Here is a 12,628-nt window from a genome sequence, read left to right as displayed (position 1 = left end):
ACGTGGCGCACTTTTCGGCTTGGAATTTGTCAATTCCAGTCTCCATTCATGCAGGCGGTATGTTAATGAATACGACACATAAGTTACCATACAGTAATATTATATTCAAATATGAATAATATTAATTAATAATTACCGGGGGGAATGATGAAAGTCCGTGAGTGCTTTCTCCATGCAGTGGCGGTGGTGCGGCCCGAGATGGACGCCCGGGAGGTGTGGGCGGCCATGAACAAGAAAAACGCGCCCTGGGCGGCGGTAAAAGGAGAGGGCGGAAGGCTCCTCGGTCTTCTCCGGGCAGCGGATCTCAGGGAAGCGCTCCTGACGCCGGAGACGTTTCTCACCGCGGCCGAGCTCGCCGGAAAAAATGAAGTCTCGCGCCGCGCGGTGCGGCTCTCGCCCGACGCGGAGCTCGCCGAGGCGCTCCTGCAGATGGCGCTCGCCGGGGCGGACGCCGCCCTCGTCGAGGCCGCGGGGCGCCCGCCGGGGGTGCTTGAGCTTGAGGGCGCGGAAAAACATATCCCGCCCCGTTGATTTTTCTCCCTGTATTTTCTCCCTGTAGAAACCGCGAATTTCCGCGTCATCGGGCACATCGCCTGAAATTTTCCGGCCGCCGGGAACTTTTTCAGGACCGGGACGTCTTAAATGGCAGGTGCGGGAATTCAGGCGCTTCGCCAACTCCCGCATCCTCTTCAGAGAGCGGCTCTCCCTGTGGGGCACATTACCGGCGGCGCGGAGGAATACGCAGATGAAAAAATTTCTTGGATTCACTCTCCTGGCCGTTGCGGCCGTTTTCCTTTTTTCCGTGATTTCCTACGGTCACGGCCCTGGCTACGGATGGGGACGAGGTCACGGCCCCGGGTCCGGATGGGGCCAAGGGCATGGGCCGGGATATGGTTGGGGGATGAACGGCGCCGGCTATGGCCACGGTCCCGGCATGATGGGCCAGGGCTTTGGGCGCGGCACGATAGGACAGGGTTTTGGCCCCGGCGCGACAGGACAGGGTTTTGGCCCCGGGATGATGGGACAGGACTTTGGTCCCGGCACGATGGGCCAGGGTTTTGGGCCCGGCACGATGGGCCAGGGCTACGGGCCGCCGATGGTCTATCCTCCCCGAAACTGAATCCTTCGCGGCAACCGCAGAAGGCGGCCTTCGGGCCGCCTTTTCTGTATACTGGCGGGCAAAAGCGGCGGCGGATTCGCCCCGGACAACACTTTATCTTGCGGCTCTGGAGAGCGACATGAAAGTCAGGGACATCATGACGACCCAGGTTGATACGCTCGACAGGAACGATACGCTGTCCCTGGCCGAGGACCTGATGAATATGAAGCGCTACCGCCACCTCCCGGTGCTGGAGGATGGGGAACTCGTCGGGATCGTCACCCAGCGGGATCTTTTTCTGGCGGGCTTGTCCACGGCCATGGGATTCGGCATCAAGGTGAAGAAAGAGTTTCTGAAAACGGTGCTGGTAAAGGAAGTGATGGTGGACGAAGTGATCACCGTGGCGCCCGATGTGGACGTTCGGGATGCCGCGAGACTCATGCTTGAGAGGCAGATCGGGTGCCTTCCCGTGGTGGAAGGTGGAAAGCTGATGGGAATCATCAGCGAATCGGATTTGGTCGCGATGATCGCGAGCCGGTAGCGCTGCCCCAAGGGGCCGTGAATCAAAGACATCTCAGACGGTAACGCCCGGCCGCCGCCGCATTCTTTGCGCCCGCCCGGAAGGTGCTGGTATTCTTCTCGAAATTCAGAAACAGAACCGCCCTTTGCGCTGAAAAAGGGGATGGAGAAGATGGGCACCACATTGGGGGTGAGGCCGGATCAGCAGAATCTCTTTGGGCGTCCCCTGCCGGAGCCGGATCAGGGCCACGCGCACGAAAGATGGCTGGCGCGGATACGGCGGGAGGTTTCGATTTTTGCATCGGCACAGGGCGTCACGCGCTTGTGCTTTTTTCGTGAAGAGGCCCCGGCGCCGGAGAACGGGACCGGCGCCAACCGTGAGCTTTCCCTCAAGGCCATCGCCGAGGTGGAAGAGTACCTGAACGGCGGGCGAGAAATGTTCACCCTTCCCTTGGATCTCTACAGCCTGACCCCGTTTCAGCGCGAGGTCCTTCACGCCACCCTGGCGATTCCTTACGGCGAGTCGCGCTCCTACGCCTGGGTGGCGCAACAGACCGGAAGGCCCAAGGCGGTCCGGGCGGTCGGCCAGGCGCTGAACCGAAATCCCATCCCGCTCCTGATTCCCTGCCACCGCGTCATCTCCAGCTCGGGCGCCCTCGGCGGGTTCGGCTCGGGCGTGGCGGTGAAGTCCGCCCTGCTGGCCCACGAGAAACTGCATCGCTGAGGCCGCACGCGGCGCCGGGGAATGGGTTCACCTGCTGCGCGGCGGAATCAGGATGTTCACCGCGTGAGCTGCGCATCCGATGGGCGGTAATCGGCATTCCTGCCCATGGCAGCGCTCTCGCCCAGTTTCCTCGCCTGAAATACGATCCCGCTACCGGTGAGATGGAAGCCTTCCAGGCCGGGTGAGATTATGCCCACACTTCCGGAAAAAAAACTGAACAAAAAAACCAGCGGCGCGGTCTCTCGATGGGAAACCGCGCCGCCGGGATGTTTTTGAAGCGTATGCCTTGAACCCTATCCTTTTTCGATGGGGGCGCCGACGAGGTTGCCCCATTCGGTCCAGCTTCCGTCGTAATTCCGGACGTTTTTGTATCCCATCAGATATTTCAGGACGAACCAGGAGTGGCTGCTGCGCTCGCCGATGCGGCAGTAGGCGAGGGTGGGTTTGTCGGGGGTGACGCCTTTCCCCTGATAGAGGGCGTCCAGTTCATCGCGCGATTTAAAGGTGCCGTCCTGGTTCACCGCCTGTGACCAGGGGATGTTCGAGGCGCCGGGAATGTGTCCGCCTCTCTGGCAGGTCTCGTTCAGACCCGGCGGCGCGAGCACTTTTCCGGAAAACTCATCTGGCGAGCGGACATCCACCAGGTTGAAGCCGCCCTTTTCCATGATCGCCTCGACATCTTTCCGGTAGGCCCGGAGCGGCTTGTCCATGTCCGGCTCAGAGATGGTGTAGTTGCCGGGAGAGTAGCCGGGGACCTCCGTGGTCAGTGGCCGTTTTTCGCTTTCCCATTTCAGGCGCCCGCCGTTCATCAGCCGGGCATCCTTGTGGCCGTAGTACTTGAGCTGCCACACGAACCAGGCGGCGAACCAGTTGTTGTTGTCCCCGTAGGCGATCACGGTGGTGCCGTTGGAGACGCCGGCGCCGCCGAGGAGTTTTGCCCAGTCATCCGTGGAGAGCAGATCGCGGCGCACCTGGTCCATGAGCTGGGTGTCCCAACTCAGGCCGACGGCGCCTTCGAGATGTCCTTTTTCATAAGCCGCCGTATCGACATCCACCTCGATGAGGCGAACGCCGTCGTCTTTTCCATGTTCCGCGACCCAATCGGTGCTGACGAGCATTTCGGGGTGGGCGTAGTCAGGCATTGCAGATCTCCCGGAAAGGGGAAGGAATATTTTTGAAACAACGGGGAAATTTACATCAACGATGTGAAAACACCAAGAGGCTGCTGCGGCAGTTACAGGACCAATACGTCCGGATTGTCCGCGTCCGGCCGCATGAAAGTGGCGTAAAGAATTCCGGCGAGAAGAGAGGGAATGAAGCTCGTGGCGTGCAAAAGGGTGGCGAAGGCGAGTGCCTCGCTCCCGGAGACGGGCAAAATGCTGATGAGGAGGGCGCTGATGAAATAATGGGTGGTGCCGGTTCCGCCCGGGGAGGGAATGGCGAAGGAAATGGCCAGAACCAGCGTGGTCAGCATGGCAGGCCCCCAGCCGATACGGAATTCGCTCTCGAAGGGTATCGCCGCGAACAGTATCCAGTTGGCGAAGATGTAGAAAAGCCAGACGAGAACCGAGGAGAGAAGGATTCCCGCCGCGTTTTTTTTTCGGAAGATGCCCCCGATCCCGCCGATGAAATTCCTCCCGGCGGAGATGATTTTTTCTCTCTTTGCATCGGAGAGGAGCCGCAAGAGAAAGCCGAGCCGGTCCCGCGCCGCCCGCGGAAAGCGCACGAGCAGCCAGAGCAGGAAAAGTCCGAGGACGGAGCCGATGGAAAGAAAAAGGACGCCTTCGTAGGCATTCGGAAAGAGGCGGTAGATCTCCGTCCGGTAGAAAATGGTGCCGAGAAAGAAAAGAAGCACCAGGGAGACGACATCGAGCAGGCGCTCGGCCAGGACCGAGCTGAGGCCGGCCGAAAGGGGGGTCCGGCTGATGCGGCGAAGAAAAAACGTCCGGGCAATTTCCCCGCCCCGTGGGACGAAAACGTTGACAGCGTAACCAACAAGCGTCGCGGCAAACAGCGTATGAACGCGGAGGACTCTCCCCGAACCGTCCAGGATGATTTTCCAGCGAAGGGAGCGAAAAAGATGCGCGGTCATCTGTAGGGCGATGGCCGCGGCGACGGGCCAGAAGTGTGCCTCTCCGAGAATCGCGATGATCTTGGCGACAGGCGCTTTTCGGAAAGCGAGCCAGAGAAAAAAGATACAAACGGCAAGGCCGAGGGCGAATTGCAGAAAACTGCGAAAGCGATAGCCGGGCAACAGGGGCTGACTCAAGAAACCATCCTTGTCGTCGGGAGCGGAGCGCGCCTAATCGTAGAACCGGTCCATCGTAAGATATCCCTCGCGCGGAAGCTCGGAGAGAATCGGGAGCTTCAGAATGTTTTTGATGCGTTGAATGGTCCGGGTGTGCGCCAGGATTTCCCAGTGTATCTGTCTGAGGGCCGCGCCCAGCTCGATCACAAAGCCGCCCCGGGCCGCGTCTTCCCGGACCCCGATCGGATGAAGGGAGGACGCCATTCTCCAGAAATCAACCGGCTTTTCGGGCGGAACCCCCCGGGAGAGGTTCGGGTCTACCTTGCGGAGACAGGTGATTTCACGAAGGCTCCCGGGAGTTTCCCGCATGAGAATCTCGACCCCCAGATCGAAAAAAGGACGCATGAAGGCGATAAGCGAATCCGCATCCGGGCACACCGATTCGGGAATTTGTCTTTCCGCCTTCGAAATGGCCTTCATGTCCACATCGGGAAGATCGTATCTTTTGTCGCGAAGCGAATCCCCAAATTGATTGATCAGCCAATGACAGGGAACGTTCGCCATGTGGCGCATCTGGGTTTCGATTGACCAGCGCGCCCAGCCGGGCTCGTCCTGCGAGTATGTGAAATCCTCGCCGGAAACATTTTCGATCTCCTTGGCGACGATATCGGGATCAGCGGCGAGGCCGATGAGCAAAACCGGAATCTCATCCGCCATTTCCTGGCTCATGTCACGTCCTTTTCGCAGCGAAGAGAAAACGCGCCTACCAGTCTCTCGGTTTTCTTTTCTCGAAAAATTTCCCCGTCGGCCCGCCTTCCGGGTGAAGCGCCAGCCAAACGATGGTGTCCGCCCCCTCTTCGACGGACAGCGAGGCATGGGAGCCAGCTATGTCCGTGCGCGTCCAGCCCGGATTCGCGGAATTGACGCGAATGCCTGCTTCCCGAAGTTCATCCGCCAGAATACAAGTCACCGCGTTGATTCCCGCCTTCGAAATCCGGTAGGCCGGTTGGCCGCCGTCCATTTGCGAGAAGATACCCTGTCCGCTCGCGAGGTTGACGATTTTTCCCTCCCGGCTCTTCTTCAGGAGCGGCACAAAAGCTTGGCACAAAAGCAAAGGGCCGTATACGTTGGACTCCAATGTTTCCCGAAGCAGATCTACGCTGACGTTCGTCCCGTTCTTGGTCCGGTCAATGAGAATTCCCGCATTGTTGATCAGAATGTCCAGGCGGCCAAATTCGCTTTCGACGAACAGGGCCGCCCGGCGGATATTGTCCGGTTCCGTCACATCGAGCGGGTAGGAGACGACGTGCATCCCTTCCTTCACGAGCGCGCGCTCGGCGTTCTTTCCCTTGATGGGATCGCGCGCGCCCAAAACGACCCGGACGCCCCTGCGGCCGAGCTGGCGGCAGATCTCAAGGCCGATTCCGCGGTTTCCGCCCGTGACCAGGGCGACGGGAGAGTCCTCACTGGCGTTTTTGCGCCGGGAGAGAAGGCCCATCATTTCCTCCTGCGCGCCCGCGGCTTTTCGGCCTGTGCTTTTATCTGGCAGGCGATGGCCTCCCTGGCCCACTCGGCGAGCCGCACATCGTCCTCCAGGATGTCCACCGGGACTTCGTAGTAGGTCCGGAGTGTCTGCCGCGCGCTCGGCCGGAAGGGTTTCATGCCGCAGGCTTCGTATCGGGGGCGCGTTTTTTCATGGGTTTTGAAAAAAAGACACTCCTTGTGGAGAATGGCGAAGAACGTATCGCCCGAATAGAGACCGTGCCCTCCGAACATGCGGCGGATTTCGAGATCGGGGATCTCGCAGAGCTGGTCAAGAACGAATCCGGCCAGCGCATTGTCTTCGATGGCGTTTTTCTTAGCCGTCATTTCCGGGGCCTCCCACTACCAGGCGTAGGGTTTTCGATCCTGAAAGAAACCGCCCGTTGGCCCGTTGTCTTTTTGAAGCGCGAGCCACGCCGCGGTGTCCGCGGCCTCATCCGGCGTATGCGGGGCCGAAGCGCCGCCCATGTCGGTGCGCACCCACCCCGGACACATGGCGTTCACCTGAATGTTGGAGCCTCGAAGCTCGGCGGCCAGGATTTTCGTCATGGCATTCAGACAGGTTTTGGAGATCCGGTAGCCGGGATACCCCCCTCCCATTCCCTCGAGCGAGCCGAACCAGCTCGAGATATTGATGATGCGGCCATAGTTTCTCCGCTTCATGGAGGGGATCACCGCCTGGCAGAGGCGGAGCGGGCCGATCAAATTCGTCTCGATGGTTTCGCGGACCTTGTCCATGCTGACCGTGATGCCCAGATCCGAGCGGTCGTTCAGGATGGCTGCGTTGTTGATCAGAATATCGGGGCCCGTGTATTCCTTGTCGAGCGATACGGCGAGCGCCTGGATGCTTTTTGCGTCGGTCACATCCAACGGGTGAAAAACGACATCCAGCCCCGCCGCCTGAAGCTTTCCGGCGGCGTCCTCGCCGCGTTGCCGATCGCGCGCGGCGAGAACGACTTTCAGGCCCTCCCGCGCCAGCCGCCGGCAGATTCCGTAGCCAAGTCCTCTGTTTCCGCCGGTGACGACGGCGATCCGCTTTTGTTTCATTCCGGCCTCATGGTTGCGGACAAGACATTGTGAAATTCTATACCGTGATCGATGAGATGTCTCAATTGCCGTTTTGCCGGCGGCGGGGCACCCCGGGAAGCGGGTGTCCATCGTCGAAAAAAACGCCCCCGCCGTCCGGCGGGGGCGTAGCGGGATCGCCGCTGGCGCTAGTTGCCGAGAACGATCAGCTCTCCTCTCATCGAGGGAAGATGTTCGGTGCATTTGATAGGGAACACCCCGGCCTTGTCCGCCTTGAAGCGCACGCTTCGCATCTGGCCCCGGGTGAGCTTCACGGCCTTCTTCGAATAGTGATCGATGTGAATCGTATGGAGTTTGCCGTTGATCCCGGTGAAGCGCAGAATCACGTCGTCTCCCTTGCGGACGATGATCTGCTGGGGCAGGAACACGTAGCTCGACACCTGCCACTTCTTGTCTTTGCCCGGTTCCTTCAGAACATAGCCCCCGCCACCCGGAAGGGGAGAAGAGGGAAAGGGCTCAGAGGTGGCGGAGGTGGTTCCCTTGGGCTCTACCGCCAGGATGTGGAAATCCCGTTGGGCGGCCTGAGCCGGAAAAACCAGAATCCCGGTAACGAGAAATGCGGCCGTCAGCGCCAGCCCGATGAATTTATTCAGCATTGTTTTTCTCCTTAGGATCGTATGGAAGCGCGGAGGAGGTGGCACCTCCTGTTCCAGGTTGGACGAAGCGATTTTCAAACAACCGGATCAGCAAAATACTAGCACAATATTTCCGGGGACAATGCGCGCGGGAGCGGCCATATTTCGTATCTCCGGACACCTGGCGGTGCCCCCGGCGCCTGGCTTTCGGCTGTGGGCCGGAAGGGGGAAGGGCGGCGATCCTGTATGCAGAATGGGGGATGGTATATCATTCACCGGCGGCCGTTCCCGGCCATCCCCGGATCAGGAGAGCCCATGCCGTCACAACACCATCTGATTCTCTTCGACATTGACGGCACCCTGCTGCTCAGCGGCGGGTCGGGCGCCCGCGCCCTGGACGCGGCTTTCGCCGCGCTCTACGGCGTTCCGAACGCCATGGCCGGAATCGGCCCGCACGGAAAAACTGACCCTGCCATCTGCCAGGAAATGTTCCAGGCCCACCTGGACCGGGAGGGTTCGGCGGCGGAGGTGGCGGAGATTCTGCGCCGCTACCTGGAGTACCTGCCGCAGGAGGTGGCCCAATCGAAGGGGTTTCGCCTCATGCCCGGCATCCCGGACGCGTTGGACTTTCTCTCCGGCCGGGCCGGGGTTTTGCTCGGCCTGGGGACCGGAAACATCGAGGAGGGCGCCCGGATCAAGCTCGAAAGGGGAGGCCTGAACCGTTATTTCCCCTTTGGGGGTTTTGCCTCGGATGCTTCTTTGCGGGCCGATTTGATCGAAGCAGGGTTTTGCCGGGGAGAGGAGCGTATCCGGGAGCGGGACCCGAAGGCGGAGATCGTCCGCTGGGTGGTCGGCGATACCTGGCGGGATGTCGAGGCCGGAAAGGCCGCCGGCGCACGGACGATTGCGGTCGCCACCGGCGGCGATTCCCTGGAGAGGCTTTCCGGCGCGGCGCCCGATCATCTCTTTTCCGAGCTGGACGGTGAAGGCGTTTGGGATTGTCTCAAAAACGGTGCGGGCGAGCCCCCGCCGCCGAAGCTTGCTTGAGGAAGCAATGACCGGGAAAAATTATCCCGTGGCGGCGCCGGAGGTAGCGGAAGTCTATCGCCGCCTGGCCGGGTGGACGCGGAAGGAGATCGCCGGGCTGAAGAACGATCAACTTGATCGGACCGGCTCCGGGGAATGGGCCCTCTGGCCGGTGCGCTACCAGCTCAGCCACATGTCCTACATCACCAACCGCTGGTTCATGGTTCTCTACGGAGCGACCGCGCTTCCCTGGCGGCCGGTGGACATGAGCCAGTTCGGGTCGTTCATCAACACCCCGAAGGATGATCGGCGCTTTTCGGCGGAACGCTACGGTGATCCCGGCTGGCTTCTCGACAGGCTGGAGGAGGCCTGCGGCGCGGCGGCGGAGCGGGCTGATCGCATGTCGGAAGAGGATGTCCAGGCGCCGTGCCTGTTGTTCATTTTTCCGGAAGATGCCCGCGTCGGCGTGACCGATGAGCCGACACTCGATCTGTGGTCGCGGAACGCGCGGTGCCATCCCGACGGCGTCGAGGCCGATCCGGATCGGCCCGGCCACTTTCTGCTTTCCCCGCTGGCGACCCTTCGCCATGCGCTTTGGGACGATCTGATCCATCTCCGCTCCATCCGGATGCACAAAGAGGCGATGGGGCTCCCGCCCGCCTGCCCGGAAGCGCCGGAGGGCGGGTACGCTCCGGCTTACCCGATTCGTTAGGCGCAATCCATGACCGGACCTGACAGGAAAAAAAGAAACGACCTGTTCGTATGGGTGTTTCTCGGCACACTGACCGCCATTGCGGGTATTTCCCTGTGGTGGGCGCAGCCGGTTCTCTTCCGGGCCGCCGGGGTTCGGGCCGAATTGATGGAGAAGGCGAAAGTGCTGCGGGGCCTTCCGCCCCGCGAGGCGGTGTCGGGTGTCGGACGGCTCGTGAAAATTTACCTGGATGCCGCGCGGCACGTCAGCGGGGCCAAGACGCAGGTCACCCTGGCCACCCAAAGAAAGCTCGAGTTTTCGATAACGCTTCCCTGGTCGGAAAAAAGCGAGAAAAAATGGAAACTCCGCGGCCAGAGTGCTGCCCGCCTGACTGCCGGACTTCTCAGGCAGGCAGGGACAAAGGGCGTGAATGTGCGCATCGAAATTCGGCGAAGGGAGATATCCGGTGCCCGGAGCGAACCGGGGGGATGGTATGGATATGAAGCGGCGGCAGAGCGGTATTTGTGGGTGCCGAAAGAATAAAAGGGTTTCTCTGAATCCAATTGTTTTTTGGCCGGTTCAATGGTTAAATCCGGTTGGAGGATCAGCCGCTGAAGACCCCCTCGCGATAGGGATATTTCACAAGGGAAGGGAGAATGCCCCATGCGGAAAATTGCCGCGCTGAAGTTGTTGTTGGTGATGAGCATTTTTGTTTCGGGTTGCGGAGCGACGGTTTGGGTGAAATTCCGCGGCAGCCAGGATCAGTTCGTGAAGGATGTGGCGGCCTGCTCAAAACAAAGCGGGCTCGAGTATCAGGAGCCTTTTGATTTCAGCCCCAATCCGTTCGTAGGCGTCGAGCTCCTGAGTCTTGAGGGGAGCGAGAAATACGTGAAATGCATGGAAGGAAAAGGCTACACCCGGAAAAACTGAGAAACGGAATTTTCCGTGAAAAGGCCGGCTCTCCGCCGGCCTTTTTTATTGGGGACGCGGGTAGACCTCGATGCAGGGGAAAAGCTGCTCCGCGTTTTCCGGGTGCCCGAAAAAAACCGGTCCCTCCGCCTTTTCCCCATTCGCGAGACCGCCGAGATCGAGCGGCGTGCCCCCCGGATGGCAGGCGCCGCCCCCGACCTCCAGCATCACGGCCATCGGCCCGAGGATGTCCCATATGCGGGGCCGGTCGACGAGCGCGGCGATGCCGCCGCCCGCCGCCGCGTAGACGATATGCGCGGCCGCGCTGCCATAGGCCACCGCCTTGCCGGGGTAGTCCAACTTGTAAAACCGCTTCCGCGAGGATGGGCCGAGAAGCGGTGTCTGGTTGTCCAGCGTAATCGGCCGCAGCGGAGAGAGCGGCGCATCGTTCCGCGTGGCGCCCTGCCCTTTTTCGGCGAGAAAAAGCTCTCCGGCCCGCGGCAGGAACACACCGCCCGCCAGCGGCGCGCCGCCCTCCATCACCCCGATGCAAACACCCCATGTGGGAAGCCCCCAGAGGAAAGGATTGGTCCCGTCAATCGGGTCGATGGCCCAGAGACGCCCGCCCGGGCTTCCGGCGGCGCCGAGCTCTTCTCCGATGATGGCGTCCTCCGGGAATTTTTCCTGGATGCGCTTTTGGATGAGGGACTCCACTTCGCGATCCGCCTCGCTGACCAGACTCCGGTCTTCCTTCCGCTCGCTCTTGGCGTTTTCCGCCAGCGACGCGGCCAGCGCGCCGGCCTCTCTCAATACACTCTCGATGAATAAGCGCATCTTTTTTTCCAGTTCGCGGCTCGGGATTTTCACTCGCCGGGTACTCTACCCCGGCGGGGGGAAGCTTGCCAGCCGATAGAATTCCCGGCAGGTGCATGAGATAGTGGATTCATGACAACGTCCGCATCGCGAACCCGCTCGCGGTTCGACTACACGAAAGATTCCATCACGAAAGGCATCATCCGGCTTTCTGTGCCCACCTTCGGCGAGCAAATCGCCTGGAACATCGACGGCATCGTCGAAATCTTCTGGGTGGGCCGCCTCGGCCCCGACAGCCTGGCGGCCATGTCACTCGGGTTTATGTTCATCATGTTCCTCCGGGCAATCGGGCTGGGGATTCGCATTGCGGGCAGCGCGCTCGTCGCCCAGCGCATCGGCGGGGGCGACGCCGAAGGGGCGTCCGAGGCGGCGGGCCAGGCGATCTTTCTGACGGTCATCTTCTACATCCCGGTCACCCTTTTCGGTTATCTTCTCGCGCCGCATCTGATGATCCTCATGACGCGGGATGCGGAGATCGTCCGCCTCGGCGCAATTTATCTTCAGGCGGGGTTTCTCGTTTTCGCCTCGGTGGACGGCATTTTCACCCTTGCCCATCTTCTGCGCGGAGCCGGCGAGCCGGGCATCTCCCTCGCGGGCATGATCCCCTCGACGGCGCTGTCCGTCACCCTCATGCCGCTGATCGTCTTCGGCGCGGGGCCGCTTCCGGCGCTGGGCCTGGCGGGGACGATCACCGCCGTCGGCATCGGCCGGCTGGCGGGCATCGCTGTCATGGCCGCCTTCATCATCACGGGCCACTCGCGCCTTTCTCTCCAGCCCCGCTACCTGCGCCCCAAGCCCGAGCTGCTGCGGCGGCTTATCTCCCTCGCCTGGCCGGCCGGGACGACGAATCTCCTCGAGCGGGGGGCCAATATCGTTCTCCTGCGGATGATCGCGCCCTTCGGTTCGCTGGCGCTCGCCGCCTGGGGAGTCGGCAACCGGGTCTCCGTCATGGGGAGGATGCCGGGCTTCGGCCTCCAGGCCGCGCTTCGCACCATGGTGGGGCAGAACGTGGGCGCGAACCGGCCCGAGCGCGCCTGGCGGAGCGTCCACATCACGATGACCGCCCTCGCCGTCATCATGGGTGCGACCGCATCGGGAATGTATCTTTACGCGGAAGAGGTGGTCCGCTTCTTCGGGATGAAGGGAGAGGCCGCCGAAGTGGGGAGCCTATGCCTGCGGATTCTCGCCTTCGGCATTCCCTTCGAGGCGGGCCGCCGGGCGCTGGCGGGCGCCTTCCAGGGGGCGGCCGACACCAAGCCGCCCATGGTCGTGGAGGGCGCGGTGCGCTGGGCCATCCAGCTTCCCGCCGCCTATCTCCTCGCCTTTCCGCTGGAGC

The 12,628-nt window shown here is 61.5% G+C and carries 17 protein-coding genes; 9 read left to right on the top strand and 8 right to left on the bottom strand.

The features are described from left to right. Positions 1–144 precede the first annotated feature (144 nt). The 4 genes from O2807_00085 to O2807_00070 all read left to right on the top strand — a co-directional run bounded on the left by O2807_00085 (position 145) and on the right by O2807_00070 (position 2,342). The gene (locus tag O2807_00085; GenBank protein ID MDA0998898.1) at positions 145–531 is read left to right on the top strand and encodes a hypothetical protein; all 387 of its coding nucleotides are present in this window, start codon (positions 145–147) and stop codon (positions 529–531) included. A 214-nt stretch (positions 532–745) separates the two neighbouring features. Next, entirely contained in the window at positions 746–1,120 is a 375-nt protein-coding gene (locus O2807_00080; GenBank protein MDA0998897.1) for a hypothetical protein, read from the top strand. Between the two features lie 118 nt (positions 1,121–1,238). Next, complete coding sequence (locus O2807_00075; protein MDA0998896.1) at positions 1,239–1,640, top strand: CBS domain-containing protein; 402 nt, start codon at positions 1,239–1,241, stop codon at positions 1,638–1,640. A 150-nt stretch (positions 1,641–1,790) separates the two neighbouring features. Continuing rightward, positions 1,791–2,342, top strand: a complete 552-nt coding sequence (locus O2807_00070) for a methylated-DNA--[protein]-cysteine S-methyltransferase (protein MDA0998895.1) — start codon at positions 1,791–1,793, stop codon at positions 2,340–2,342. A 293-nt stretch (positions 2,343–2,635) separates the two neighbouring features. On the opposite strand, the gene O2807_00065 is transcribed toward O2807_00070, so the two are convergent. From O2807_00065 to O2807_00035, 7 genes are all read right to left on the bottom strand, one after another. Beyond that, positions 2,636–3,484 (bottom strand): sulfurtransferase, encoded by an 849-nt coding sequence (locus tag O2807_00065; protein MDA0998894.1) that lies wholly within the window; start codon positions 3,482–3,484, stop codon positions 2,636–2,638. Between the two features lie 92 nt (positions 3,485–3,576). Next, complete coding sequence (locus O2807_00060) at positions 3,577–4,611, bottom strand: lysylphosphatidylglycerol synthase transmembrane domain-containing protein (protein ID MDA0998893.1); 1,035 nt, start codon at positions 4,609–4,611, stop codon at positions 3,577–3,579. Positions 4,612–4,644: 33 nt separating this feature from the next. After that, a complete protein-coding gene (locus O2807_00055) occupies positions 4,645–5,319 on the bottom strand; it encodes a hypothetical protein (protein MDA0998892.1) in 675 nt (224 codons plus the stop codon). Between the two features lie 34 nt (positions 5,320–5,353). Further along, positions 5,354–6,088 carry an SDR family oxidoreductase gene (locus tag O2807_00050; GenBank protein MDA0998891.1) on the bottom strand — a complete coding sequence of 245 codons (735 nt, stop codon included), beginning with the start codon at positions 6,086–6,088 and terminating at the stop codon, positions 5,354–5,356. After that, positions 6,088–6,459 carry a TfoX/Sxy family protein gene (locus O2807_00045; GenBank protein MDA0998890.1) on the bottom strand — a complete coding sequence of 124 codons (372 nt, stop codon included), beginning with the start codon at positions 6,457–6,459 and terminating at the stop codon, positions 6,088–6,090. Before O2807_00045 ends, O2807_00050 begins: the two co-directional genes overlap by 1 nt. A 15-nt stretch (positions 6,460–6,474) precedes the next feature. Then, entirely contained in the window at positions 6,475–7,179 is a 705-nt protein-coding gene (locus O2807_00040; protein MDA0998889.1) for an SDR family oxidoreductase, read from the bottom strand. A 167-nt stretch (positions 7,180–7,346) separates the two neighbouring features. Then, the gene (locus O2807_00035; protein ID MDA0998888.1) at positions 7,347–7,814 is read right to left on the bottom strand and encodes a cupredoxin domain-containing protein; all 468 of its coding nucleotides are present in this window, start codon (positions 7,812–7,814) and stop codon (positions 7,347–7,349) included. A 294-nt stretch (positions 7,815–8,108) separates the two neighbouring features. Between O2807_00035 and O2807_00030 the strand changes: the two genes are divergently transcribed. The 4 genes from O2807_00030 (at position 8,109) to O2807_00015 (ending at position 10,440) form a co-directional block, all read left to right on the top strand. After that, a complete protein-coding gene (locus O2807_00030) occupies positions 8,109–8,840 on the top strand; it encodes an HAD hydrolase-like protein (protein ID MDA0998887.1) in 732 nt (243 codons plus the stop codon). A gap of 7 nt (positions 8,841–8,847) precedes the next feature. Beyond that, the gene (locus tag O2807_00025) at positions 8,848–9,531 is read left to right on the top strand and encodes a hypothetical protein (GenBank protein ID MDA0998886.1); all 684 of its coding nucleotides are present in this window, start codon (positions 8,848–8,850) and stop codon (positions 9,529–9,531) included. A 9-nt stretch (positions 9,532–9,540) separates the two neighbouring features. Then, positions 9,541–10,053 (top strand): hypothetical protein, encoded by a 513-nt coding sequence (locus O2807_00020; protein ID MDA0998885.1) that lies wholly within the window; start codon positions 9,541–9,543, stop codon positions 10,051–10,053. Positions 10,054–10,173: 120 nt separating this feature from the next. Then, positions 10,174–10,440 carry a hypothetical protein gene (locus O2807_00015; protein ID MDA0998884.1) on the top strand — a complete coding sequence of 89 codons (267 nt, stop codon included), beginning with the start codon at positions 10,174–10,176 and terminating at the stop codon, positions 10,438–10,440. A gap of 45 nt (positions 10,441–10,485) precedes the next feature. Here the strand turns inward: O2807_00015 and O2807_00010 are convergent, their stop codons facing one another. Then, positions 10,486–11,253, bottom strand: coding sequence for an inositol monophosphatase (locus O2807_00010; protein MDA0998883.1), 768 nt, complete (start codon positions 11,251–11,253; stop codon positions 10,486–10,488). A 111-nt stretch (positions 11,254–11,364) separates the two neighbouring features. Between O2807_00010 and O2807_00005 the strand changes: the two genes are divergently transcribed. After that, the coding region (locus O2807_00005) for an MATE family efflux transporter (GenBank protein ID MDA0998882.1) at positions 11,365–12,628 on the top strand (1,264 nt) is incomplete at its 3' end.

It is taken from the genome of bacterium, assembly GCA_027622355.1.
Lineage (GTDB): Bacteria > UBA8248 > UBA8248 > UBA8248 > UBA8248 > JAQBZT01.
Note: the sequence above shows the minus strand (reverse complement) of the source record. Positions and strands in the feature narration are given on the sequence as shown.